The 24,099-nt window shown below is 68.4% G+C and carries 19 protein-coding genes; 12 read left to right on the top strand and 7 right to left on the bottom strand.

The genetic code is table 11. From position 1 onward, the window contains the following. Positions 1 to 220: 220 nt before the first annotated feature. Positions 221 to 1,558: an MATE family efflux transporter gene (locus tag G412_RS0102675; protein WP_028810715.1), complete on the top strand. Its 1,338-nt coding sequence runs from the start codon at positions 221 to 223 to the stop codon at positions 1,556 to 1,558. A gap of 88 nt (positions 1,559 to 1,646) precedes the next feature. On the opposite strand, the gene rplI is transcribed toward G412_RS0102675, so the two are convergent. The 4 genes from rplI to rpsF form a co-directional block, all read right to left on the bottom strand. Next, entirely contained in the window at positions 1,647 to 2,093 is a 447-nt protein-coding gene (rplI, locus tag G412_RS0102670; protein ID WP_028810714.1) for a 50S ribosomal protein L9, read from the bottom strand. An 18-nt stretch (positions 2,094 to 2,111) separates the two neighbouring features. Further along, the gene (gene rpsR, locus G412_RS0102665) at positions 2,112 to 2,348 is read right to left on the bottom strand and encodes a 30S ribosomal protein S18 (RefSeq protein WP_003949403.1); all 237 of its coding nucleotides are present in this window, start codon (positions 2,346 to 2,348) and stop codon (positions 2,112 to 2,114) included. 43 nt (positions 2,349 to 2,391) lie between these two features. Beyond that, the gene (locus G412_RS0102660; RefSeq protein WP_028810713.1) at positions 2,392 to 2,985 is read right to left on the bottom strand and encodes a single-stranded DNA-binding protein; all 594 of its coding nucleotides are present in this window, start codon (positions 2,983 to 2,985) and stop codon (positions 2,392 to 2,394) included. 75 nt (positions 2,986 to 3,060) lie between these two features. Next, entirely contained in the window at positions 3,061 to 3,351 is a 291-nt protein-coding gene (gene rpsF, locus G412_RS0102655; RefSeq protein WP_006604399.1) for a 30S ribosomal protein S6, read from the bottom strand. Between the two features lie 265 nt (positions 3,352 to 3,616). On the opposite strand from rpsF, the gene G412_RS0102650 reads away from it, so the two are divergent. From G412_RS0102650 to G412_RS0102640, 3 genes are all read left to right on the top strand, one after another. Next, a complete protein-coding gene (locus tag G412_RS0102650; protein ID WP_028810712.1) occupies positions 3,617 to 3,931 on the top strand; it encodes a hypothetical protein in 315 nt (104 codons plus the stop codon). A 110-nt stretch (positions 3,932 to 4,041) separates the two neighbouring features. Next, a complete protein-coding gene (locus tag G412_RS0102645) occupies positions 4,042 to 5,160 on the top strand; it encodes a lipid II:glycine glycyltransferase FemX (protein WP_028810711.1) in 1,119 nt (372 codons plus the stop codon). A gap of 76 nt (positions 5,161 to 5,236) precedes the next feature. Further along, positions 5,237 to 6,268 (top strand): alanine racemase, encoded by a 1,032-nt coding sequence (locus G412_RS0102640; RefSeq protein ID WP_028810710.1) that lies wholly within the window; start codon positions 5,237 to 5,239, stop codon positions 6,266 to 6,268. A 12-nt stretch (positions 6,269 to 6,280) separates the two neighbouring features. On the opposite strand, the gene G412_RS0102635 is transcribed toward G412_RS0102640, so the two are convergent. Both G412_RS0102635 and G412_RS0102630 read right to left on the bottom strand, forming a co-directional pair. Then, entirely contained in the window at positions 6,281 to 7,759 is a 1,479-nt protein-coding gene (locus tag G412_RS0102635; protein ID WP_425274432.1) for a glycosyltransferase family 87 protein, read from the bottom strand. Between the two features lie 155 nt (positions 7,760 to 7,914). Next, positions 7,915 to 10,608, bottom strand: coding sequence for a transglycosylase domain-containing protein (locus G412_RS0102630; protein ID WP_028810708.1), 2,694 nt, complete (start codon positions 10,606 to 10,608; stop codon positions 7,915 to 7,917). A gap of 366 nt (positions 10,609 to 10,974) precedes the next feature. Between G412_RS0102630 and G412_RS0102625 the strand changes: the two genes are divergently transcribed. The 3 genes from G412_RS0102625 (at position 10,975) to G412_RS0102615 (ending at position 14,176) form a co-directional block, all read left to right on the top strand. Further along, entirely contained in the window at positions 10,975 to 11,658 is a 684-nt protein-coding gene (locus tag G412_RS0102625; RefSeq protein WP_028810707.1) for a PadR family transcriptional regulator, read from the top strand. A gap of 49 nt (positions 11,659 to 11,707) precedes the next feature. Then, positions 11,708 to 12,790 carry an inositol-3-phosphate synthase gene (locus tag G412_RS0102620; protein WP_028810706.1) on the top strand — a complete coding sequence of 361 codons (1,083 nt, stop codon included), beginning with the start codon at positions 11,708 to 11,710 and terminating at the stop codon, positions 12,788 to 12,790. 108 nt (positions 12,791 to 12,898) lie between these two features. After that, positions 12,899 to 14,176 (top strand): MFS transporter, encoded by a 1,278-nt coding sequence (locus G412_RS0102615; protein WP_028810705.1) that lies wholly within the window; start codon positions 12,899 to 12,901, stop codon positions 14,174 to 14,176. 123 nt (positions 14,177 to 14,299) lie between these two features. Here G412_RS0102615 and G412_RS0102610 read toward each other — a convergent pair whose 3' ends face one another. Continuing rightward, the gene (locus G412_RS0102610) at positions 14,300 to 15,742 is read right to left on the bottom strand and encodes a CCA tRNA nucleotidyltransferase (protein ID WP_028810704.1); all 1,443 of its coding nucleotides are present in this window, start codon (positions 15,740 to 15,742) and stop codon (positions 14,300 to 14,302) included. A gap of 183 nt (positions 15,743 to 15,925) precedes the next feature. Here G412_RS0102610 and G412_RS0102605 point away from each other — a divergent pair, with 183 nt between their 5' ends. The 5 genes from G412_RS0102605 to G412_RS0102585 all read left to right on the top strand — a co-directional run bounded on the left by G412_RS0102605 (position 15,926) and on the right by G412_RS0102585 (position 24,058). Next, a complete protein-coding gene (locus G412_RS0102605) occupies positions 15,926 to 18,223 on the top strand; it encodes a DUF6049 family protein (protein ID WP_028810703.1) in 2,298 nt (765 codons plus the stop codon). Between the two features lie 139 nt (positions 18,224 to 18,362). Then, positions 18,363 to 20,576 carry a murein biosynthesis integral membrane protein MurJ gene (gene murJ, locus G412_RS0102600; protein ID WP_028810702.1) on the top strand — a complete coding sequence of 738 codons (2,214 nt, stop codon included), beginning with the start codon at positions 18,363 to 18,365 and terminating at the stop codon, positions 20,574 to 20,576. A 124-nt stretch (positions 20,577 to 20,700) separates the two neighbouring features. Continuing rightward, complete coding sequence (locus G412_RS0102595) at positions 20,701 to 22,416, top strand: protein kinase family protein (RefSeq protein ID WP_028810701.1); 1,716 nt, start codon at positions 20,701 to 20,703, stop codon at positions 22,414 to 22,416. Positions 22,417 to 22,445: 29 nt separating this feature from the next. Continuing rightward, positions 22,446 to 23,165 carry an RNA polymerase sigma factor SigM gene (gene sigM / locus G412_RS0102590; RefSeq protein ID WP_028810700.1) on the top strand — a complete coding sequence of 240 codons (720 nt, stop codon included), beginning with the start codon at positions 22,446 to 22,448 and terminating at the stop codon, positions 23,163 to 23,165. After that, a complete protein-coding gene (locus G412_RS0102585) occupies positions 23,162 to 24,058 on the top strand; it encodes an anti-sigma factor (RefSeq protein WP_028810699.1) in 897 nt (298 codons plus the stop codon). The genes sigM and G412_RS0102585 overlap by 4 nt, the downstream gene beginning before the upstream one ends. Positions 24,059 to 24,099: the final 41 nt, after the last annotated feature.

Below are 24,099 nucleotides of genomic sequence, written 5' to 3'. Positions count from 1 at the left end.
TGTGCACGGACCGGGGGACAGCACTGTGGACAAACTCATACGGCCCCCGCCCCTACGTCGCTGACCTGCCGTTTCTTCATCCACGGGCTGTGGGGAAGAAAAACTTTGCCACCTGGTTCAAGATCAGAACAAACAGCGCACAGCCGAACCCCGTAAGCACTCGTGCGTAAGGACTGCAATGCCATTGCATCTCTTACCTGTGGAAGATTAGATTGACCCTATGACTCAGGCCCCCACGGCAGCGAAGAACAGTCGGCGCCGGCACGACCGCGAGATCATCGCGCTCGCCCTTCCGGCGTTCGGCGCCCTGGTCGCCGAGCCCCTTTTCGTGATGGTCGACAGCGCGGTGATCGGCCACCTCGGCACCCCACAGCTCGCCGGTCTCGGTATCGCCGCCGCGCTCCTGATGACCGCCGTGAGCGTCTTCGTCTTCCTGGCCTACGCGACCACCGCCGCCGTCGCCCGTCGCGTCGGCGCGGGCGACCTCCAGGCGGCCATCCGGCAAGGCATGGACGGCATCTGGCTCGCCCTTCTCCTCGGTGCCGCGGTGATCGCGGTCGTCCTGCCAGCCGCCCCCTGGCTCGTCGACCTGTTCGGCGCCTCCGACACAGCGGCTCCGTACGCGATCACCTATCTGCGCATCTCCAGCCTGGGCATCCCCGCCATGCTCGTGGTGCTTGCCGCCACGGGTGTCCTGCGCGGACTCCAGGACACGAAGACACCGCTGTACGTGGCCGTCGGCGGATTCACCGCCAACGCCGCCCTCAATGTCGGCCTGGTGTACGGCGCCGGGCTCGGCATCGCCGGTTCCGCGTGGGGGACCGTGATCGCCCAGTGCGGGATGGCCGCCGCCTACCTCACGGTGGTGGTACGGGGCGCCAGGAAGCACGGCGCCTCCTTGCGTCCCGACGCGGCCGGGATACGGGCCTGCGCACAGGCCGGTGCACCACTGCTGGTCCGTACGCTCTCGCTGCGTGCCGTCCTGATGATCGCGACCGCGGTGGCCGCCCGGCTCGGGGACGCCGATGTCGCGGCCCATCAGATCCTTCTGTCCCTGTGGAGTCTGCTGGCCTTCGCTCTGGACGCGATCGCCATCGCGGGCCAGGCGATCATCGGCCGCTACCTGGGGGCCGGCGACGCCAAGGGGGCGCAGGAAGCGTGCCGGCGGATGGTGCAGTGGGGCATTGTCTCCGGGGTGGTGCTCGGTGTGATGGTGGCGGTGTCGCGGCCGTTGTTCATCCCGCTGTTCACGAGCGACGAGGTGGTGCGGGACGCGCTGCTGCCGGCCCTGCTGGTGGTGGCCGTTTCCCAGCCGGTCTCGGGAATCGTCTTTGTGCTGGACGGTGTGCTGATGGGCGCCGGTGACGGCCCGTATCTGGCGTGGGCGATGCTGGCGACACTGGCGGTCTTCACGCCGGTGGCTCTGCTGGTACCGGTGCTCGGCGGCGGGCTGACTGCCCTGTGGTGGGCGATGACGCTGATGATGGCAGTCCGGATGGTGACGTTGTGGCTGCGTGCGCGGTCGGGCCGCTGGATCGTCACGGGCGCCACGCGCTGACGCCGGCGCGCCGGTGTTTCACGTGAAACGACGAAGGGCCGCACCCCGTGGGGTGCGGCCCTTCTGACTGCTCTGCGATGCGCAGCGCTTAGGCGGCGACGACCTCGACGCCGAGCTTCGCGGCGACCTCGGCGTGCAGGCGCACGGAGACCTGGTGCGAACCAAGGGTCTTGATCGGGGCGCCGAGCTCGACGCGGCGCTTGTCGACCTCGGGGCCACCGGCGGCCTTGATCGCCGAAGCGACGTCGGCCGGGGTGACGGAGCCGAAGAGACGGCCGGCGTCGCCGGAGCGAACGGCCAGGCGCACGTTCACGCCTTCGAGCTTGGCCTTGATCTCGTTGGCCTGCTCGATGGTCGCGATCTCGTGGATCTTGCGGGCGCGGCGGATCTGCGCCACGTCCTTCTCGCCACCCTTGGTCCAGCGGATCGCGAAACCACGCGGGACCAGGTAGTTGCGAGCGTAGCCGTCCTTGACGTCAACGACGTCGCCGGCAGTGCCGAGGCCAGAGACCTCGTGGGTGAGGATGATCTTCATTTTTCGGTCACCCTTCCCTTATCGCGCGGTGGACGTGTAGGGCAGCAGCGCCATCTCACGGCTGTTCTTGACTGCCGTGGCGACGTCACGCTGGTGCTGCGTGCAGTTGCCGGTCACGCGGCGGGCACGGATCTTGCCGCGGTCGGAAATGAACTTCCGCAGCATGTTCGTGTCCTTGTAGTCCACGTACGTGACCTTGTCCTTGCAGAATGCGCAGACCTTCTTCTTAGGCTTGCGCACAGGCGGCTTCGCCATGGTGTTTCTCCTGTGTGATCAAGAAGTGGTGTACGGGCCCGCCCTAGAAGGGGGGCTCGTCCGAGTAGCCGCCGCCGGCGGAACCGCCGGAGCTTCCGCCCCAGCCACCGCCACCCTGCTGCTGACCGCCGCCGGCCGGTGCACTGCTGGCCCAGGGGTCGTCGGCGGGAGCGCCGCCGCCCTGCTGGCCGCCGCCGCCGGGGGCTGCGCCCCAGTTGCCGCCGCCCTGACCGCCTTGCTGGCCGCCGCCGTACCCGCCCTGACCGCCTCGGCCGGTGGTCTTGGTGACCTTGGCCGTGGCGTTCTTGAGGCTGGGGCCGACTTCTTCGACGTCCAGCTCGTAGACCGTGCGCTTGACGCCCTCGCGGTCTTCGTAGGACCGCTGCTTGAGCCGGCCCTGGACGACGACGCGCATGCCTCGCGTAAGCGACTCTGCGACGTTCTCCGCCGCCTGACGCCAGACCGAGCAGGTGAGGAACAGGCCTTCGCCGTCCTTCCACTCATTGGTCTGCTTGTCGAAGATGCGGGGAGTGGACGCGACACGGAACTTCGCGACCGCCGCACCGGACGGGGTGAAGCGCAGCTCGGGGTCGTCGACGAGATTGCCGACGACCGTGATGACGGTCTCGCCTGCCATGGGTGAACCTCTCGGCGGGGATTGCTGCTGGCTGCTTGTTGCTACTCGGACCCGATTACCGCTGAGCTACTGAGCTCAGTGGGTTTCGGGGCGGAGGACCTTGGTCCGGAGGACCGACTCGTTCAGGTTCATCTGTCGGTCGAGCTCCTTGACGACTGCGGGCTCGGCCTGCAGGTCGATGACCGAGTAGATGCCCTCAGGCTTCTTCTTGATCTCGTAGGACAGACGACGACGGCCCCAGGTGTCGACCTTCTCGACCTTTCCGTTGCCCTCGCGGACGACGGAGAGGAAGTTCTCGATCAACGGGGAGACAGCGCGCTCCTCGAGATCGGGGTCGAGGATGACCATCACTTCGTAGTGACGCATGTGGAACCCACCTCCTTTGGACTCAGCGGCCACGGTCGTTCCGTGGCAGGAGGGTCGTGATGCGTACGCAACGGTATCGGCCGCCACTGACAAGCCGCCTTCTTCGAGAGAGGAGGCTCGTTTTCTGGGTGGGCAGACACCGTGCAGACCGTACAGACTACCTGCTCACCGCCTTCCGGTTGAAATCCGGCCGGGAGGGGCCACAATCTGTACACATCGGGTGTGTGCGGCATCACGCTCGCCGCCTTCCAGCAGGAGGTGCCCCATGGCGCAGGCAATGCGACGACACTCCTCGACTTCTCTCCTCGAGACCGACGGCAAGCCTCATCCTCGCCAGGACACGCTGGTCGCGGTGACGGTGCTGCTGGGCGTGGTCGCCTTTGTTTCGGCGATGTTCCACGACCTGCATCTGCTCAGCTCCTGGGCGGGGCTGGTGGGGATCCTCACCGGTGCGTACGGCCAGTTCATCTCGGTGACGACGCGCGAGCGGACGTTGCTGATCATCGGTCTGGGTGCGTCCGCGGTCGGCTTCTATCTCGGCATGGCGCACGGTGGGCTGTTCGGCGGAGTGCTGGGATAGGCCCGGCTGGGTCAGCGGCCAGACGGGGCGCTCCATGGGCGCAGTAGGCTTCGGCGCGAGAGCCGGAGCCCCTGATCCCATGGGGACAGACCTGCCGAGGAGCGCCCCGCATGAGCCTGACCCTGAGGACCATCAGCCGAGAGCAGCATCTGGCGTATATCCAGAGCCTGCCCGCGGCGAGCCACTGCCAGGTCCCGGCGTGGGCTGATGTGAAGACGGAGTGGCGTTCGGAGAGCCTGGGCTGGTTCGACAAGGGCGGTGAGCTGGTCGGTGCCGGTCTGGTGCTGTACCGGCAGCTGCCGAAGATCAAGCGGTATCTCGCGTACCTGCCTGAGGGTCCGGTCATCAATTGGTACGCGCCGAATCTGGACGAGTGGCTGCAGCCGATGCTGGCGCATCTGAAGCAGCAGGGTGCTTTCTCCGTGAAGATGGGTCCGCCGGTGGTCATCCGCCGGTGGGACGCGCCGGCCATCAAGGCCGGTATTCAGGATCCTGATGTGAAGCGGCTGCGGGACATCGAGGCGACGCATATCGAGCCGCGTGCCTTCGAAGTGGCGGACCGGCTGCGGAAGATGGGCTGGCAGCAGGGCGAGGACGGTGGTGCGGGCTTCGGTGACGTACAGCCGCGTTACGTCTATCAGGTGCCGTTGGCGAACCGGTCGCTCGATGATGTCCTCAAGGGCTTCAATCAGCTGTGGCGGCGCAACATCAAGAAGGCCGAGAAGGCCGGTGTCGAGGTCGTCCAGGGTGGTTATGAGGATCTCGCCGAGTGGCAGCGGCTGTACGAGATCACCGCTGTGCGGGATCGCTTCCGGCCGCGCCCGCTGTCGTATTTCCAGCGCATGTGGACGGTCCTGAACAACGAGGACCCCAACCGCATGCGGCTGTACTTCGCGCGTCACAACGGGGTGAACCTGTCCGCGGCGACGATGCTGGTCGTCGGGGGGCACGTCTGGTACTCGTACGGCGCTTCGGACAACATCGGCCGCGAGGTCCGGCCCTCGAACGCGATGCAGTGGCGGATGCTGCGTGATGCGTACGCGATGGGTGCGACGGTCTATGACCTGCGGGGCATTTCCGATTCGCTCGACGAGACGGACCACCTGTTCGGCCTGATCCAGTTCAAGGTGGGTACGGGTGGGGAGGCTGTGGAGTACGTCGGTGAGTGGGATTTCCCGCTCAACAAGATGCTCCACAAGGCGCTCGACATGTACATGTCGCGCCGCTGATCCCTGCCTGATCCTGAATCCGTTTCCCTTCATACCTCTGACACACCGCAGCCACGAGAAAGGTTCCGGACCGGCCATGGCGCTCACCCTCTACGTCGACACCGCGCGCTGGCGGGCGCACCAGAAGTCCGTGCTCGATCAGTTCCCGGGAATCGTGCCGGTCTGCAAGGGCAATGGTTACGGCTTCGGCCATGAGCGGCTCGCGGACGAGGCGACCCGCTTCGGGTCGGACATCCTGGCCGTCGGCACCACGTACGAAGCGGCCCGCATCAAGGACTGGTTCGGCGGTGACCTGCTTGTCCTGACACCGTTCCGGCGCGGTGAGGAGCCGGTTCCGCTGCCGGACCGGGTGGTGCGTTCGGTGTCGTCGGTCGACGGGGTGCACGCCCTGGTCGGCGCCCGTGTCGTCATCGAGTGCATGAGCTCGATGAAGCGTCACGGCGTGAAGGAGGAGGAGCTGGGGCAGCTCCACGCGGCCATCGAGGACGTACGGCTGGAGGGCTTCGCCCTGCACCTCCCGCTGGACCGTATGGACGGCTCCGACGCGGTCGAGGAAGTCATCGGCTGGATGGACCGGTTGCGGGCGGCCCGTCTTCCGCTGCACACGATGTTCGTCAGCCATCTGAAGGCGGACGAACTGGCGCGCCTCCAGCAGCAGTTCCCCCAGACCCGCTTCCGTGCGCGTATCGGCACGCGGCTGTGGCTGGGTGACCATGAGGCGACGGAGTACCGCGGCGCGGTGCTGGACGTGACCCCGGTGGCGAAGGGTGACCGGTTCGGTTACCGCCAGCAGAAGGCGGCGTCGGACGGCTGGCTCGTGGTGGTGGCGGGCGGTACGTCGCACGGTGTCGGCCTGGAGGCGCCCAAGGCGCTGCACGGTGTGATGCCGCGCGCCAAGGGTGTGGCGCGTGCCGGTCTCGCCACGGTGAACCGTAATCTCGCGCCGTTCGTGTGGGCGGGCAAGCAGCGCTGGTTCGCGGAGCCGCCGCACATGCAGGTGTCGATCCTCTTCGTCCCCTCGGACGCGCAGGAGCCGAAGGTGGGCGACGAGCTGGTGGCCCATCTGCGTCACACCACGACGCAGTTCGACCGTATCGTCGACCGCTGACAGCCGCCGGCGTCAGCCGCCCGGCGGGGTGCTGCCCCATTGCACCTGTGGCCCCTCGCTGTGGTGCTGGGCATGCCGGGGCGGGTGCGCCGCCTTCCCCAGGACGAAGGTGTCCTCGGCTCCGTCGAGGAGACCGCCCGAGGGGTCGTCGGAGCCGTCGCGCCGTACGGCGTCCCGTTCGGGCATGAGGATGTCGCGTACGACGACGGCGCACAGGTAGAGCGTGGCCAGCAGGTGCAGCGCGATGGCGAGCTGGTAGCCCTCGGGGGGCAGTCCGCGCTGTTTGTCGCCGCTGGTGGTGTACGCGAGGTACATCCAGATCCCGAGGTAGTACATGACCTCGCAGGCCTGCCAGATGAGGAAGTCGCGCCAGCGCGGCCGGGCCAGGGCGGCGAGGGGGATGAGCCACAGGACGTACTGCGGTGAGTAGACCTTGTTGGTGAGGATGAACGCGGCGACGACCAGGAAGGCGAGCTGGGCGAAGCGCGGCCGGCGGGGCGCCGTCAGGGTCAGAGCGGCGATGCCCGCGCACAGTACGACCATCAGGAGCGTGGCGTACGCGTTGACGGCTTCGACGTCGAGCTGCTTGCCGGTGCGCTGCGTGATGATCAGCCAGAAGGAGCCGAAGTCGACGGAACGTTCCTGGCTGAAGGTGTAGAACTTCTTCCACCCTTCGGGGGCCAAGATCATGACCGGCAGGTTCACGAGCAGCCAGGCGCCTGCCGCGCCGAGCAGCGCGGCTGCGTACTCGCGGTACTTGCCGGCCCTCCAGCACAGCACGAGGAGCGGTCCCAGGAGCAGTACGGGATAGAGCTTCGCGGCGGTGGCGAGGCCGATGAGGATGCCGAAGGCCAGCGGGCGTCCACGGGACCACATGAGCATCGCGGCGGCTGTGAGGGCGACGGCGAGGAGGTCCCAGTTGATGGTGGCGGTGAGGGCGAGTGCGGGCGCGAGAGCGACGAGCAGGGCGTCCCAGGGGCGTCGTCGGTGCGTACGGGCGACGCAGACGGCGGTGATGGCGGCGCAGACCATCAGCATGCCCGCGTTGACCATCCAGTAGGCCTGTTCGCGCTCTTGTACGGGGCCGTCGAAGGGCAGGGTCAGCCAGGCGGCGACCTGCATGAAGAGACCTGTCAGGACGGGGTATTCGAGGAACTGCATGTCGCCGGTCAGGCGATCGAAATACGGTACGAGGCCGTCGGCGAATCCGCGTCCCAGATACAGGTGCGGGATGTCGGAGTAGCAGGCGTGCGTGTACTGCGAACTGGTGCCGCGGAACCAGGCCCACTCGTAGCAGGGGATCTTCTGCACCATGCCGAGCGCGAACATGCCGATCGCGACCAGGGCGACGACGCGGACCGGCGTGAGCCGGTCGGTGCCCAGCCTGGCCCACCTGCCGACGGGGCCGCCGATCAGCTCGCTGCCTGCCGCGGCGACCTTGTCCTGATGCGTGGGCCGTACGGGGGGCCGGTCCTCGTGCACGCTCGTCATGGGGGCCATCCTGCCGTACGGGGCTGTGCGTACGGGCTTGGCGTACGGGCTGGGTGTACGGCCGGGTGTACGGCCGGGTGTACGGGCTGTGCATACGGCGAGGGCCGCCGCACCGGGTGCGACGGCCCTCGTCAGGGGTGGGGTGGGGTGTGGCGTCAGCCGCCGCCTCCGCCGAACAGGCCACCGTTGCTGTTGCTGTTGCCGTTGCCCGGCTTGCCTTCGGTGCTGCCGTCGGTGGTGGTGCCGTCGGTGGTCCCGCCGTCGGCCGTACCGCCGTCGGTGGTTCCGCCGTTGTCGGTGCCGCCGGCGTCCATTCCACCCGAATCGGTGCCGCCCGCGTCCGTACCCGCGTTGTCGTTGCCTCCGCTGTCCTCGCATGCCCAGTCGAGCGGGTTGCAGGTCTCGGACTCACTCGGGCTCACGGACGGCGACGGGGTTTGCGAGGGCGCCTCGCTCGACGGAGTCGCGGAGGGCGTCTGGGACGGGGTCTGGCTGGGTGTGGGGGACGGCGTCGGGGACGGCGCGCCGATCGAGTCGGCCTTGTCGCCGAGCGGGGGAGCGACAGGGAAGTCCTCCACGTCCTGTCCCTTGAGCGCGTCGATCATGTAGTTCGTCCATACCTCTGCGGGGATGTCACCACCGTGGATGGACGGGACGCCGCCGGTGCCGTTCATGGAGAGCAGCTTGCGGGACTCGGGATCCGTACGGAACAAGGTCACGGCCGTCGACAGCTGCGGGGTGTAGCCGACGAACCAGGCCGACTTGTTCTTGTCGGTGGTACCGGTTTTGCCTGCCGCCGGACGGCCGAGCTTCTGCGCCTTGTTGCCGGTGCCCTCGTCGCTTTCGATGACGTTCTTGAGGACGTCGGTGACGTTGTCCGCGACCTCGGGGTCCATCGCCCGCTGGGACTTCGGTGGCTCGAAGCCGGGCTGCTCTTCGCCGTCCAGCAGGACCTTCTTCACGGAGTACGGCTCATGGTGCTTGCCGGACGCGGCGAAGGTGGCGTACGAGTCCGCCATGCGGATGGCGCTCGGGGTGGACGTACCCAGGAAGAAGGAAGCGTTGAAGCTGTCCATGGTGTCCTTGAGGATCCCGGTGCGCGTCGCCATGTCGGCCACCCTCTGGTGGCCGACATCGAAGCCGAGCTGCACGAAGGGGGTATTGATGGACTTCTCCATCGCTTCCCTGAGAGTGACGTAGCCGTAGGCCTTGTCGCTCTCGTTCTTCTGCCGGAACGGCTGACCGTTCTTGCCGGGAACCGGGGCCCCGCTCGGGTACTTGATCTCGATCAGGTCATTGGCGTTGTACTTGCTCAGCGGAGACAGCCCCGTGGGCCGGGTCTTGTAGGTGCCGTCCTGCATCGCCGCGGCGAGGACGTAGGGCTTCCAGGTCGACCCGACGGGGACGCCGGAGGTGTCGGCGTTGTTGGTGAAGTGCTTCTTGTCCCAGCCGTCGCCGCCGTACAGTGCGACGATCGCGCCGGTGTTCACGTCGACAGAAGCCGAGCCGAACTGGACGAACTTGTCTGTATCGGGGCGCTTCTTGGCGTCGAGGAACTCCTTCTTGGTCTTGTTGACCGCCTTCTCCATCGCCTCGACCTTCTTCTTGTTGAAGGTCGTGTAGATGCGATAGCCGCCACGCTCGAGAGCCTCCGGCGTGATGTTGGTCTGCTTCATCACGTACTTCTTGGCGGTCTCGACGAGGTAGCCCTTCTGGCCGCCAAGGCCGGTGGCCTGGTCGTAGTCCTTGAGCTTGGGGAAGGTCTTGTACTTGTCCCGCTCGGCCTGCTCCATCCGGCCCACCTCGACCTCGCGGTCGAGGATCCACTTCCAGCGGTCCTCGGCGCGCGCCCGGTTCTTCTCGGGGCGGGCGTTTTCCCCGATGCCGCCGTCGGGGTTGTAGAGGTTCGGCCCCTTGAGCAGTGCGGCAAGGAAGGCGCTCTCGTCCTCCTTGAGATCCTTGCTGTTCTTGCCGAAGTACGCCTGCGACGCGGCCTGGATTCCGTACGCGCCACGGCCGAAGTAGGCGGTGTTGAGGTAACCGGCCAGGATGTCCGGCTTCTTCATCGTGGCGCCGACCTTGACTGAGATGATGAGTTCGGTGAACTTCCGCTTCATCGTCTGGTCTTGGTCCAGGTACGTGTTCTTCACGAACTGCTGGGTGATGGTCGAGCCGCCCTGGGTTTCCCCGCCCTTGGCCATGTTGACCACGGCGCGGGCGATGCCCATGGGGTCGACGCCCCAGTCGTCGTCGAAGGACTCGTTCTCGGCAGCGATCACCGCGTCCTGCATGGACTGCGGGATCTCATGGATGGTCACGGTCTGGCGGTTGCGCTGGCCGCCGGTAGCGGCGAGCTGCGTCTTACCGTCGTCCCAGTAGAAGACGTTGTTCTGTGCCTCGGCCATGTCCTGCGCCTTGGGCGTATCGACCCACGCGAACGCCACCCCCATGCCCGCGACCGTGATCGCGAAGAATCCCAGGCAGGTGCCGCCGACCAGCTTCCACGACGGCACGAACCGTCGCCACCCGTATCTGTCCGAACGCGGGTAGTTGAGGAACCGGTCGTTGTCCGGCGGGCCTCCGCGGCGCCCCCGCCCCGAGCCGCGGCCGGTGGGCTCGGCGCCCCGACGGCGCGAGCCGCCCGCTGCGCCGCGCTGGGCGGCACGGCGGGCTTCCGCTCTGCCGCCGGGCGGACGCTCCTCTCCGTACGGACCGGACGACATCTCAGTGGTGCTGTGGGTGTCCCGCGTGGGGGCAGCGCGGCGGCCTGATGGCTGCTGGGCGGCTCGCCGGGCCGCGGCACGTCCTCCGTCCTGCGGCTGCGACGGTTTGCGACGGTGCTCGCTCATCGAACGACTACTCCTCGGGCAGGCGAGATCGCCTGGAAGCGGCAGGTGAGTTCCGGTCCCCCCGAAGTACGGACCATCCCGTGCTCGGGGTCGTCCGTACGGCCTCATGTGCATCCAGGACGAGGACGCTCCCTGGCGTCACTTGGTTCCCGGTGGTCTGCATGCCGCACAGACTACGCACGGTCAAAACCCACCCAGTGCCGATGTTCACCCCAAATCAGGCAAGTTGCGTGCATCGAATTGGTGATGTGACGCCGTTCACGATGGTCCCTCTTGTCCCATCGGCACGGTCGTTCTATCGTCTGGATGTATCGAGTCGATACATCAGCTCGGCATAAGGACCGTCGGCGACTGAGGAGGCGAAGGATGAGCAGGCGCTCAGGCATCCTCGAATTCGCCGTGCTCGGCCTGCTGCGTGAGTCCCCGATGCACGGTTACGAGCTGCGCAAGCGGCTCAACACCTCGCTGGGGATCTTCCGCGCCTTCAGTTACGGGACGCTCTACCCCTGCCTCAAGACGCTCGTCGCAAACGGCTGGCTGATCGAAGAGCCCGGCAGCGCTCCCGAGGACGCGCTCGCCGCTTCGCTCGCGGGACGCCGGGCGAAGATCGTCTACCGGTTGACGGCCGAAGGTAAGGAGCACTTCGAGGAGCTGCTCTCCCACACCGGGCCCGATACGTGGGAGGACGAGCACTTCGCTGCCCGTTTCGCCTTCTTCGGGCAGACGGAGCGCGAGGTGCGGATGCGGGTGCTCGAGGGTCGCCGGAGCCGGCTGGAGGAGCGTCTCGAGAAGATGCGCGCCTCCCTGGCCCGTACCCGCGAGCGCCTGGACGACTACACGCTTGAGCTGCAGCGGCACGGCATGGAGTCCGTGGAGCGCGAAGTGCGCTGGCTGAACGAGCTCATCGAGAGCGAGCGGGCGGGGCGGGATCAGCGACGGTCCGACCCCGGTGACCCGGCTCGTCACGACACCACATCTGGAGAGACGGACGGCCTGCCCCGGCACCGGGACGACACCGGTCCGGATCCGTCCGACGACACCGTCAAATGAGGCCCTGCACATCCGCAGGCCTCGTCGAGAACACAGGGAGCAACCGCCAATGGGTTCGGTTCGCGTAGCCATCGTCGGCGTGGGCAACTGCGCCGCCTCGCTGGTGCAGGGCGTCGAGTACTACAAGGACGCCGACCCGGCGGGCAAGGTGCCGGGTCTCATGCACGTGCAGTTCGGCGACTACCACGTGAGTGACATCGAGTTCGTCGCCGCGTTCGACGTCGACGCCAAGAAGGTCGGCCTCGACCTCGCGGACGCCATCGGCGCCAGCGAGAACAACACCATCAAGATCTGCGACGTGCCGAACACCGGCGTGAGCGTCCAGCGCGGCCACACCTACGACGGTCTGGGCAAGTACTACCGCCAGACCATCGAGGAGTCCGCCGAGGCGCCGGTCGACATCGTCCAGACCCTCAAGGACCGCCAGGTCGACGTTCTCGTCTGCTACCTGCCCGTCGGTTCCGAGGACGCCGCGAAGTTCTACGCGCAGTGCGCCATCGACGCCAAGGTCGCCTTCGTCAACGCTCTCCCGGTCTTCATCGCCGGTACCAAGGAGTGGGCGGACAAGTTCACCGAGGCCGGTGTCCCGATCGTCGGCGACGACATCAAGTCGCAGGTCGGCGCCACCATCACGCACCGCGTGATGGCGAAGCTGTTCGAGGACCGGGGCGTCGTCCTGGACCGCACGATGCAGCTGAACGTCGGCGGCAACATGGACTTCAAGAACATGCTCGAGCGGGAGCGCCTGGAGTCCAAGAAGATCTCGAAGACGCAGGCCGTCACCTCGCAGATCCCCGACCGCGACCTCGGTGCGGACAACGTCCACATCGGTCCGTCGGACTACGTGGCCTGGCTCGACGACCGCAAGTGGGCCTACGTACGCCTTGAGGGCCGCGCCTTCGGTGACGTCCCGCTGAACCTGGAGTACAAGCTCGAGGTCTGGGACTCCCCGAACTCCGCGGGTGTCATCATCGACGCCGTGCGCGCCGCGAAGATCGCCAAGGACCGCGGCATCGGCGGCCCGATCCTCTCCGCGTCCTCGTACTTCATGAAGTCCCCGCCGGTGCAGTACTTCGACGACGCGGCACACCGCGCCGTCGAGGCGTTCATCAAGGGTGAGGTCGAGCGCTAAAGCTCCGCCGGCTCGGGCTGCTGCGCCTGAACCTCAAGCGCAGGCCGATCGTCGAGGGTCCCCGGGCAATCCGCCCGGGGACCCTCGACGTGTGTGACCCTTGCTCGCATGCCCGTCGTACGTGATCTGCGCGTACTCCTGCGCCTGACCGACTTCCGCCGCCTGCTGACGGTCCGGCTGCTCTCGCAGTGCGCGGACGGCGTGTACCAGGTCGCGCTCGCCGCGTACGTCGTCTTCTCCCCCGAGAAACAGACCTCGCCCGGCGCGATCGCCTCGGCGATGGCCGTACTGCTGCTGCCCTATTCGGTGGTCGGCCCGTTCGCGGGTGTGCTGCTCGACCGCTGGCAGCGCCGGCAGGTCTTCCTGTACGGCAACCTGCTGCGGGCGGTGCTCGCCAGCGGCACGGCGCTGCTGATCCTCGCGTCCGTGCCCGACTGGCTCTTCTACGCCTCGGCCCTGTCCGTCACCGCCGTCAACCGATTCGTGCTCTCCGGCCTCTCGGCCGCGCTGCCACGCGTCGTGGACGCCGACCGCCTGGTCATGGCCAACTCGCTGTCCCCGACCGCCGGTACGCTCGCCGCCACCGCGGGCGGCGGCCTCGCCTTCGCGGTGCGACTGGTGGCGTCGGACTCCGACGCGGTGGTGGTGCTGCTGGGCGCCGCCCTCTATCTCAGCGCCGCCCTGTCGTCGCTGCGTATGGGCCGCGAACTGCTCGGTCCCGACCCCGATCAGGTACAGCCGCGCCTGAAGGCCGCCCTGGCCTCCACGGTGCGGGGTCTCGCCGACGGCATGCGGCACCTGTCACAGCGCCCGGCCGCGGCACGCGCGCTGGCCGCGATGACGCTGATGCGCTTTTGCTTCGGCGCGCTGACGGTCATGGTGCTGATGCTGGCCCGGTACGCCTGGTCCGACGGGCAGGAGGGAGGGTCCGAGGGACTGGCGCTGCTCGGGGTAGCCGCCGGGTTCTCCGGGGCGGGGTTTTTCGCGGCTGCGGTGCTGACGCCGTGGGCGGTGGGGCGGCTGGGACCGTACGGGTGGATGGTCATGTGCGCGGCGTCGGCCGCCGTACTCGAACCGGGCCTCGCGCTGCCCTTCTTGCCCGTACCGATGATGATCGCCGCGTTCGTGCTCGGCCTCACGACACAGGCCGCGAAGATCACCACGGACACGGTGGTGCAGTCGGCGGTCGACGACGCGTATCGCGGTCGGGTCTTCTCGATCTACGACGTGCTGTTCAACGTCGCCTTCGTGGGTGCTGCGGCAACGGCGGCGGTGATACTGCCCGCCGACGGCCGCTCGGCCCCTTTGGTGGTCACGGTCGCTGTCATCTACGCGGTGGTCGCCGCAACTTTGCTCCGCTGGAGGCGAGTTGGAGGCGTCTCATAGCGTGCGCGCGTCACACACTCGTATGCGCAGCGCACTCTCCGTGTCCCAAAGGGCCGGTGTTTCACGTGAAACACCGGCCCTTGCCGCGCTCGTCCGCCGTCATGTTTCACGTGAAACATGACTTCAGTTCTGCGCGGCCCACCACTCCTTGAGCGCCGCGACAGCCGCGTCGTGCTCCATCGGCCCGTTCTCCAGACGCAGCTCCAGCAGGAACTTGTACGCCTTGCCGATCTCCGGGCCTGGCCGGACGCCCAGGATGTCCATGATCTGGTTTCCGTCCAGATCGGGCCGGATGGAGTCGAGCTCCTCCTGCTCCTTGAGCTGCGCGATGCGCTCCTCAAGTCCGTCGTACGCTCGCGAGAGCGCGCCGGCCTTGCGCTTGTTGCGCGTGGTGCAGTCCGAGCGGGTCAGCTTGTGCAGCCGCTCCAGCTGCGGGCCCGCGTCACGCACGTACCGCCGCACCGCGGAGTCGGTCCACTCGCCGGTCCCGTAGCCGTGGAAGCGCAGGTGCAGTTCCACCAGCAGTGAGACGTCCTTGATCATGTCGTTCGAGTACTTGAGGGCGGTCATGCGCTTCTTCGTCATCTTCGCGCCGACCACCTCGTGGTGGTGGAAGGAGACCCTGCCGTCCTGCTCGAAGCGCCGCGTCCTGGGCTTCCCGATGTCGTGCAGCAGCGCCGCGAGCCGCAGCACCAGGTCCGGCTCGCCCTCTTCCAGGTCCATGGCCTGCTCCAGGACGGTCAGCGAGTGCTCATAGACGTCCTTGTGCTTGTGATGCTCATCACTTTCCAGGCGCAGCGCCGGCAGCTCGGGGAGTACGTATCCGGCGATCCCACTGTCGACGAGCAGCCGCAGACCCTTGCGCGGGTTCGGGGAAAGGATCAGCTTGTTGAACTCGTCACGCACCCGCTCGGCCGAGACGATCTCGATGCGCTCCGCCATGGCCGTCATCGCCGCGACCACCTCGGACGCCACCTCGAAGTCGAGCTGAGCGGCGAACCGGGCGGCGCGCATCATGCGCAGCGGGTCGTCGGAGAACGACTCCTCTGGGGTTCCGGGCGTGCGCAGGACGCGGGCCGCAAGGTCCTCCAGGCCGCCGTACGGGTCGACGAACTCCTTCTCCGGCAGCGCGACGGCCATCGCGTTCACGGTGAAGTCACGGCGTACGAGATCGTCCTCGATGCAGTCGCCGTAGGACACCTCGGGCTTGCGGGAGGTCCTGTCGTACGCCTCGGAGCGGTACGTCGTGACCTCGATCTGGTAGCCCGCCTTCTGGCATCCCACCGTGCCGAAGGCGATCCCGACCTCCCACACCGAGTCCGCCCACGGCCGGACGATCTTCAGTACGTCGTCGGGCCGGGCGTCGGTCGTGAAGTCCAGGTCGTTGCCGAGGCGGCCGAGCAACGCGTCCCTGACCGATCCGCCGACGAGCGCGAGACTGAAGCCCGCGTCCTGGAAACGGCGCGCGAGATCGTCGGCGACAGGGGAGACCCGCAGCAGTTCGCTGACCGCGCGGCGCTGCACCTGATTCAGGGCACTGGCATTGTCTTCGTTGGCGTTCGGCACAACAGAAAAGGGTACGTGCCCCGGCCGGCCGAAGCTTCCCCGTTTATTGCCGCCCGACAAGACTCTTCCGATCATGTGGAGCAGTGGGCAGCACTTCGCCACAGCGCACCTCGTTACCATGCGTGGACGCAAGAACCGACAACCAACACCGGCAGCAGACAAAGACTAGGGACGGGCGTGGGCGTGGCCGAGGCGGCAGACTTTCAGGGGATGGTTCCCTCACCTGCCCGCCGGTGGCTGCGGCGCACGGCAGGGCTGCTCGCGGGCGCCCCTCTGGTGGCGGGCCTGGTGTACCTCCCGGCGCCCGCGCACGCCGCCGAGGACGCCACCGGCTCACGCACGGTTGATGTGTCCCTCGACGCGCTGACCCCCGGAGCGCCGGTGGAGGGGGACAAGGTCACCGTCTCCGGCACGGTCACCAACAGGGGCAAGGAAGCTGTCACCGACGCGCATGTCGGGCTCAGCGTGGGACCGCGGCTCTCCGGCAGGACGGCGATCGACGCCGCGGCCGAACGCAGCCAGGAGCCCGACGGAAGTGCCCCCGCCGAGCTCGGCGGGAAGTTCACGAAGAAATTCGCGAAGCTCCCGGCCGGCATCAGCGAGGACTTCAGCATCACCGTGCCGGTCGACAAGCTCGAACTCGACGACCAGGGGGTCTACCAGCTCGGCGTGTCCCTGTCGGGACAGACCCCCAGCCGCCCGTACGAGCAGACGCTGGGCATCCAGAAGACCTTCCTGCCCTGGCAGCCCGACGCCACGGAGAAGAGGACCCAGCTCACCTATCTCTGGCCGCTGATCTCCTCGACGCACCTCACCGCCGAGACGGGGTCGGACGAGCAGCAGACCCCGGTCTTCGAGAACGACAACCTCGGCGCGGAGCTGGCCCCGGGCGGGCGGCTGAACCAGCTGGTCTCACTCGGCAACGAGCTGCCTGTCACCTGGGTCGTCGACCCGGACCTGCTCGCCACCGTGAACGCCATGACGGAGAGCTACCAGGTCAAGTCCGAGGACGGTGAAACAACCGTCGCGGGCAAGTACCAGGCCGTGGCCAACAAGTGGCTGAGCGATCTCCAGAAGGCGGTGGAGGGCCGGAAGGTCGTCGCGCTGCCGTTCGCCGACCCCGACCTGGCCTCGCTGGCACACCGCGGCAAGGACGTTCCGGGCTCTCTCAGTCACCTGCGGCGCGCCACCGATGTCGCCGCGACCGCCGTGCAGTCGATCCTCCACACAGAGCCCTCCACCGACTTCGCGTGGCCGGTGAACGGCGCCGTCGATCCGTCGGTCGTCGATGTCGCCACTTCGGCCGGCGCGCACAACGTGATCGCCCGCAGCGACAGCCTCCATGAGACGCGCGGCCTGCCGTACACGCCCACCGCGGCCCGGCCGATCGGCGGCGGCACCACCGCGGTCGTCGCCGACAGCCGGCTCTCGACCGCCTTCGAGGGCGACATGTCGAAGGCCGGGGACTCCACCCTGGCCGTACAGGAATTCCTCGCCCAGACGCTGGCGGTGACCCTCCAGGACGAGGAGAAGCAGCGCAGCGTCGTGGTCGCCCCGCAGCGCCTGCCGTCCGCGAGCCAGGCGCAGTCCATGGCGAGCGCCCTGCACAGCCTCGACGCGCAGCGCTGGTCGCAGCCGCTGGATCTGGTGGCCGCGGCGAAGGCGAAGCCCGACGCCCGTGCCACCACCGACGTGCCGGGACCGGCCTCGTACCCCCGGTCACTGAGCAAGCGGGAGCTTCCGGCCAAGGCGTTCCAGGACATCAGGACCACGCAGAGCAAGCTGGACAACTTCAAGGTGATCCTCACCGCCCCCGACCGGGTGGTCACCCCCTTCGGCAACGCCATCAACCGCGCGATGTCGACGTCCTGGCGCGGCGGCGAGCGCAAGGCCCAGAAGTACCGCGACGGGGTCCAGAGCTACCTGGTGAGCCTCACCGACGAGGTGCAGCTCATCCAGAAGTCCGACGCGACCCTGTCGGGGCGCAGCGCGACTGTGCCCGTGACCGTCCAGAACCAGCTGGTGCAGGGTGTAGAGCACCTCGTGCTGCGGCTCAAGTCGACCAAGCCCACCCGCCTCAGGCTGGACGGGGACCAGAGCGTCGCCGAGCGTCCGGTGAAGGTCGCGGGCGGTCACAGCCAGTCGGTGAAGTTCACGGCGACCGCCAACGCCAACGGCCCGGTCCCGGTGATCGCGCAGCTCTACACCGAGGACGGCACACCGTACGGCCGTGAGATGGAGTTCACGGTCGATGTGAACGAATTCACCCCGACCGTGATGCTCGTCATCGCCGGCGGTGTGCTGCTGCTCGTTCTCGCCGGCATCAGGATGTACTCCCAGCGCAAGCGCGCGGCGGCCCGTGAGGCCGCCGAAGGGGACGGCGGCGAGGGTGAGGACTCCGAGCAGGCGAGTGACCCGACACCGGACACCGGTCCCGAAAGCGTCGACCCGTCGGGCACAGGTGAGAAAGTGGACCGTTGAGCTACGCCGTGGCCGGCAGGCCGGGGACGATGAGGTGGGGTTGCGATGCAGCGTCTTGCCGGGGCACAGTCCCCGGATCCCCGGCCGGTACATCCAGCGGGGCACAGCTCGCCGGAACAGAAGCTCGAGGGGAGCACCAGTGAACGCGCCGTACGACGGTGACCGTGGACAGGGCGCGAGTGACACCGCGCCTTTCCGAGGCGTGCCCCCGGAGCCCCCGGCAGCAGGCCATGTGCCGTCGCCGCAGCATCCCGAGTCCGCTCCCGATTCCGCGCAGGAGCCCTACGCCGCCCCGGACCCGTATGTCCAGGACGCCTACAGCCACGACCCGTACCAGGCCCAGGACCCCTCCGCGCAGGACCCGGTGACGGAGGCGCTCTACGACCGCGCCTCGCACCCTCCGCCGCCGCCGGGCACCTACCCGGAGCCGCAGCCGCTGTACCAGCAGCCGGCCGCACCGCAGTACGCACCGGACCCGCACGTCTGGGCGCAGACCCCGGCGCCCGAACCGGACGGCCCGTCCCGCCACCTGCCGTACGGGGACAACCCCGCGACCACGGAGTTCGTGGGCGTCGACGACCTCGTCACGAAGGCGGGCGAGGAGATCCCAGGGCAGCAGGACGCGTTCGCCCACCTCTACCGCGACCAGCAGGCGCCCGGGCAGCCCGCTCCCACGGCCGCACCCGAGCCGGTGCCGGCCCCCGCGCCGCCCAAGAAGCCCGCCGGGCGCGCGGCCAGTGTGCTGAAGTCGAGTGCCCTGATGGCCGCGGGCACGCTGGTCTCCCGCCTCACCGGCTTCGTACGCAGCCTGGTGATCACCGCGGCGCTGGGCGCGGCCCTGCTCGGTGACACCTTCACCATTGCGCTGACCCTGCCGACCATGATCTACATCCTCACGGTCGGCGGCGGCCTCAACTCGGTCTTCGTGCCTCAGCTGGTACGCGCGATGAAGAACGACGAGGACGGCGGCGAGGCCTTCGCCAACCGCCTCCTCACCTTGGTCATGGTGGCGCTCGGTGCCATCGTGGCCCTCGCGGTCTTCGCGGCGCCACTGCTCATCCGCCTGATGTCCGTGCCGATCGCCGAAGACGAGGCGGCCAACAGCGTCGCAGTCACTTTCGCCCGCTACTGCCTGCCCACGATCTTCTTCATGGGCGTGCACGTCGTCATGGGACAGATCCTCAACGCCCGCGGCAAGTTCGGCGCGATGATGTGGACCCCGGTCCTCAACAACATCATCATGATCGCCACGTTCGGCCTGTTCATCTGGGTGTACGGCACCTCCGCCGAATCGCGGATGGGCGTGCAGACCATCCCGGACGAGGGCGTCCAGCTGCTCGGCATCGGCACCCTGCTCGGTCTCACCGTCCAGGCGCTGGCGATGATCCCGTACCTGCGCGAGACCGGGTTCCGCTTCCGCCCCCGCTTCGACTGGAAGGGCCACGGGCTCGGCAAGACCGTCAAGCTCGCCAAGTGGACCGTCCTGTTCGTCCTCGCCAACCAGGCCGGCGTCCTCGTCGTCACCCAGCTCGCCACCGCGGCGGGCAAGGCGTCGGGCAAGGACGGCGCGGGCATCCTCGCCTACTCGAACGCCCAGCTGATCTGGGGCATGCCGCAGGCCATCATCACGGTCTCCGTCATGGCGGCCCTGCTGCCCCGCATCTCCCGAGCCGCACACGACAACGACCCGGGCGCCGTCCGCGACGACATCTCCCAGGGCCTGCGCAACTCGGCCGTGGCGATCGTCCCGGTCGCGTTCGCGTTCCTCGCGCTCGGCGTCCCCATGTGCACCCTGCTGTTCGCGTCCACCGGCCACGAGGGCGCCCAGGCCATGGGCTTCACTCTGATGGCCTTCGGTCTCGGCCTCATCCCGTACTCCGTGCAGTACGTCGTCCTGCGCGGCTTCTACGCGTACGAGGACACCCGCACACCCTTCTACAACACCGTCATCGTCGCCGCCGTCAACGCCGCAGCCTCAGCAGCCTGCTACTTCGTCCTGCCCGCCCAGTGGGCCGTGGTCGGCATGGCGGCCTCCTACGGCCTGGCCTACGCGATCGGCGTCGGTGTGGCCTGGCGGCGCCTGCGCAACCGGCTGGGGGGCGACCTGGACGGCACGCACGTCCTGCGTACGTACGCCAGGCTCTCCGGTGCCTCCGTACCTGCGGCAATCCTCGGCGGCGCCGCGGCCTTCGGCATCATGCGGGTCCTGGGCAGCGACGCCCTCGGATCGCTCGCCGCACTGGTCGCGGGAGGCATCGTGCTGCTGGGAGTCTTCTTCCTCGCCGCGAAGAAAATGCGGATCGTGGAACTCAACGCCATGGTCGGCATGGTGCGCGGACGCCTCGGACGCTGAGCGGCCGGGCGGCCCCGCACAACCATCACCGGCCGCCGCGTGTCGTGCATAGCGCCGGACTGTGGGCACAATTGGCATGGCTGTTCAACAGCGCGCAGCAACGGATGGGGAGGCAGGAACGACGGTGGCGGAACGTAGCACGGCTGCCGTCGACGTGGCAGACAACAGCGGTGACGAACCGCTGGCCGCCAAGGCGGACAAAGCCACGGCCGACGGGGTGGCAAAAGCCCAGGAGCCAGCGGACGACAGCAAGAGCGACGCGGACAGTGAGCGCCAAGGCGCCGAACCCCCCATCGCCACACCTGAGCTGCACAGCGGGCACAAGCTCGCCAGACGCTACCGGCTCGAAGAATGCGTCACCCGACTGGACGGTTTCAGCAGTTGGCGCGCGGTCGACGAGAAACTGCGCCGCGCCGTGGGCGTGCACCTGCTCCCCGCGGAACACCCGCGAGCCAGGTCCGTGCTCGCCGCGGCCCGCTCGTCGGCGCTGCTCGGCGACCCCCGGTTCGTACAGGTCCTGGACGCGGTGGAGGAGAATGATCTCGTCTACGTCGTCCACGAGTGGCTTCCCGACGCCACCGAACTCACGGCGATGCTCGCCGCGGGTCCACTGGAGGCCCACGAGGCGTACCAGCTCGTCAGCCAGATCTCCCAGGCCATGGCCGCCGCACACCGCGAGGGCCTGGCCCACCTCAGACTCACCCCGGGCGCCATCCTGCGGACCTCCTCCGGCCAGTACCGGATCCGTGGTCTCGCGGTGAACGCCGCCCTGCGCGGCATCACCTCCGACCGCCCGCAGCGCACCGACACCGAGGCGATCGGTGCGCTGCTGTACGCAGCCCTGACACAGCGCTGGCCCTACGAACGGGACGCCTACGGCCTGTCCGGGCTGCCCAAGGGCGTCGGGCTGATCCCCCCGGACCAGGTACGGGCCGGCATCCACCGCGGCCTGTCGGAGCTCGCCATGCGGGCCCTGGTCAACGACGGCGCCACCGCCTCCCGCCAGGAGCCGCCCTGCACCACCCCCGACGAGCTGGCCAAGGCCGTCGCCGCGATGCCCCGCATCCGCCCGCCGGAGCCCACCTTCACGGCGCTGCCCGAGTACCAGCGCACCACCTACCAGCAGGGCACCTACAGCAGGCCGGGCCCGCACGCGGGGCTGCCCCCGGCCCAGGCCGTCACAGCCGTACCCCCACGGCCGCTCCAGAGCCGCACCGGGAAAGCCCTCAAGTGGGGCGTGGCCGCGCTGCTCATCGCCGCGCTGGGCCTCGGCAGCTGGCAGCTCGCGGACACGCTCCTGGACCGTGGCAACGACACCGGCGACACGAAGACCTCGCAGCCGAGCGACGAAAAGGCGCCCAAGAAGTCGGACCCCAAGCCGCTGCACATCGCCAACGCCACGGTGTTCGCCCCGAACGGCTCCGGAATAGAGCCTGAGGGCGTACCGAACAGCATCGACGGCGAAACCGGCACCGCCTGGATCACCGGGCAGTACCGCGATTTCGCCAATTTCGGCAACCTTCCGCAGCGCAAGGACGGCAGCGGAATCATCGTCGATCTCGGCAGCGTCAAGGACGTGTCCGGCATCGGCATCGACATGTACCGCAGCGGGCAGACCCTCGAAGTACTGGCCGCCGGTGAAGACGCCTCGGATCCAGCCACCCTCTCCGATTTCTCGCAGCGGATGACCAAACTCGCGCCGGCAGAAGGCAAGCTGGAAGCCACACTCGACAAGCCGGTCCGCACTCGGTACATCCTGATCCACATCACGTCTCTGCCGACCGACGGATCAGCCGACCGCTTCCGTGGCGGAATCTCGGAGATCAGGATCACAGGCTGACCGGTACACCAGGGGGAGGGAGCTCACCGTTGGACGATGCCGCGCTCAGCGACACAAGCGACCAGGAGCTCCTGGCCCGTCACGTCAAGGGCGACCCCGACGCCTTCGGTGAGCTCGTACGGCGCCACCGCGACCGGCTGTGGGCGGTGGCCCTGCGCACGCTGGGCGACCGCGAGGAAGCCGCCGACGCCGTCCAGGACGCCCTGGTGTCCGCCTACCGCGCCGCCCATACCTTCCGTGGCCAGTCCGCCGTCACGACCTGGCTGCACCGCATCACCGTCAACGCCTGCCTCGACCGCGCACGCAAGGCAGCGTCCCGCAGGACCGCGCCGGTCGACGACGCGGAACGCCTGGACCAGCTCCTGGAGCCCCACGAGTCCGCCGAGGCCCCCGCGGAACGCCAGGACCTCCACAGAGAGCTCATCGCCGCCCTGGCCACCCTGCCACTCGAACAGCGGGCCGCGCTGGTACTCGTGGACATGCAGGGCTACCCGGTGGCGGAGGCCGCCCGCGTCCTCGATGTGCCGACCGGGACAGTGAAGAGCCGCTGTGCGCGTGGCCGTGCCCGGCTGCTGCCGCTTCTCACTCATCTGCGCACCGGTGCCGGGGATAGCGAGGACGTCAGCGGGGGAAGGAACCGGACGCCCGGGACATCCGTCCCACCGGCGTCGGGACCGGAGAACGCAGGGCCAAGGGACGCGGGACCGAGTGGTCCTGCTGCTGTGAAGGGCGGAGGTGGGCGCGCATGACATCTACGGCCGGCACGACTCAGCATCCGGACGTCTCGGAGATCTCCGACCTCGCCGAGGGCCTCCTGCAGCCCTCCCGCACGGCGGAAGTACGCCGCCACCTCGACGAGTGCGCGCTGTGCACCGACGTACAGACCTCCCTGAACGAGATCCGCGGACTCCTCGGCGCCCTGCCCGGCGCACACCGGATGCCCGCCGACGTCGCAGGCCGCATCGACGCTGCTCTGGCCGCCGAAGCGCTCCTCGACGCCACGTCGCCTGAGGAGACCGCGCCTGTTTCACGTGAAACAGCGCCCGCACCACAGGCCGCCGAATCCGCCGCCGCGGCGGACCGCCCCGCCGGCCGCCCCCGCGCGGCCACCGGGCCCGGCCGGGACGGCAAGGCGAAGCACCGCCGGCGCACTGCCCTCATCGGCGCCGTGTTCGGTACGGCCGCCCTCGGCCTGGGCACGCTCCTGGTGCAGACGCTCCAGTCACCGGACAGCAAGGACCCCTCCGCCGACAGGAGCATCTCCTCCCCGAAGAAGACCGGTCCCACGTTCTCCACGACCGCCCTCGAGGACCGGGTCCACAGCCTGATCGCCAAGCAGCCGATGTCCCAGGGCGAGACGACGACCGAGAACGACCCCTCCATGGGCATCGAGTCCCACACCCCCCTGCGGAAAGCCGACGTGCCGGTGCCGCAGTGCGTCCAGGACGGCACCGGCCGCAACACCGTGCCGATCGCCGCGGAGGAGGGGACGTACGACGGCAAGAAAGCCTTCCTCCTCGTGCTTCCGCACGCCACCGACGTCACCCGCGTGCAGGCCTACGTCGTCGACGCCGCGTGTGAGGGGGCGGCTCCGCCGGCCAAGGGTGAGATTCTGCTGACACAGACCTACCCCCGCCGTTGACATCAGGCCCGAATGGGGTCGGACACCTCGGGAATGCATGC

This window comes from Streptomyces flavidovirens DSM 40150 (genome assembly GCF_000429085.1).
Classification (GTDB): domain Bacteria; phylum Actinomycetota; class Actinomycetes; order Streptomycetales; family Streptomycetaceae; genus Streptomyces; species Streptomyces flavidovirens.
The sequence above is the reverse complement of the archived record's forward strand: the minus strand, read 5'-3'. Positions and strand labels throughout refer to the sequence as shown.

Excerpts from the sequence above, each read along its gene's own strand:
- G412_RS0102675 (WP_028810715.1), top strand. The coding sequence starts at position 221 with ATGACTCAGGCCCCCACGGCAGCGAAGAACAGTCGGCGCCGGCACGAC.
- rplI (WP_028810714.1), bottom strand. The coding sequence starts at position 2,093 with ATGAAGATCATCCTCACCCACGAGGTCTCTGGCCTCGGCACTGCCGGC.
- rpsR (WP_003949403.1), bottom strand. The coding sequence starts at position 2,348 with ATGGCGAAGCCGCCTGTGCGCAAGCCTAAGAAGAAGGTCTGCGCATTC.
- G412_RS0102660 (WP_028810713.1), bottom strand. The coding sequence starts at position 2,985 with ATGGCAGGCGAGACCGTCATCACGGTCGTCGGCAATCTCGTCGACGAC.
- rpsF (WP_006604399.1), bottom strand. The coding sequence starts at position 3,351 with ATGCGTCACTACGAAGTGATGGTCATCCTCGACCCCGATCTCGAGGAG.
- G412_RS0102650 (WP_028810712.1), top strand. The coding sequence starts at position 3,617 with ATGGCGCAGGCAATGCGACGACACTCCTCGACTTCTCTCCTCGAGACC.
- G412_RS0102645 (WP_028810711.1), top strand. The coding sequence starts at position 4,042 with ATGAGCCTGACCCTGAGGACCATCAGCCGAGAGCAGCATCTGGCGTAT.
- G412_RS0102640 (WP_028810710.1), top strand. The coding sequence starts at position 5,237 with ATGGCGCTCACCCTCTACGTCGACACCGCGCGCTGGCGGGCGCACCAG.
- G412_RS0102635 (WP_425274432.1), bottom strand. The coding sequence starts at position 7,759 with ATGACGAGCGTGCACGAGGACCGGCCCCCCGTACGGCCCACGCATCAG.
- G412_RS0102630 (WP_028810708.1), bottom strand. The coding sequence starts at position 10,608 with ATGAGCGAGCACCGTCGCAAACCGTCGCAGCCGCAGGACGGAGGACGT.
- G412_RS0102625 (WP_028810707.1), top strand. The coding sequence starts at position 10,975 with ATGAGCAGGCGCTCAGGCATCCTCGAATTCGCCGTGCTCGGCCTGCTG.
- G412_RS0102620 (WP_028810706.1), top strand. The coding sequence starts at position 11,708 with ATGGGTTCGGTTCGCGTAGCCATCGTCGGCGTGGGCAACTGCGCCGCC.
- G412_RS0102615 (WP_028810705.1), top strand. The coding sequence starts at position 12,899 with ATGCCCGTCGTACGTGATCTGCGCGTACTCCTGCGCCTGACCGACTTC.
- G412_RS0102585 (WP_028810699.1), top strand. The coding sequence starts at position 23,162 with ATGACATCTACGGCCGGCACGACTCAGCATCCGGACGTCTCGGAGATC.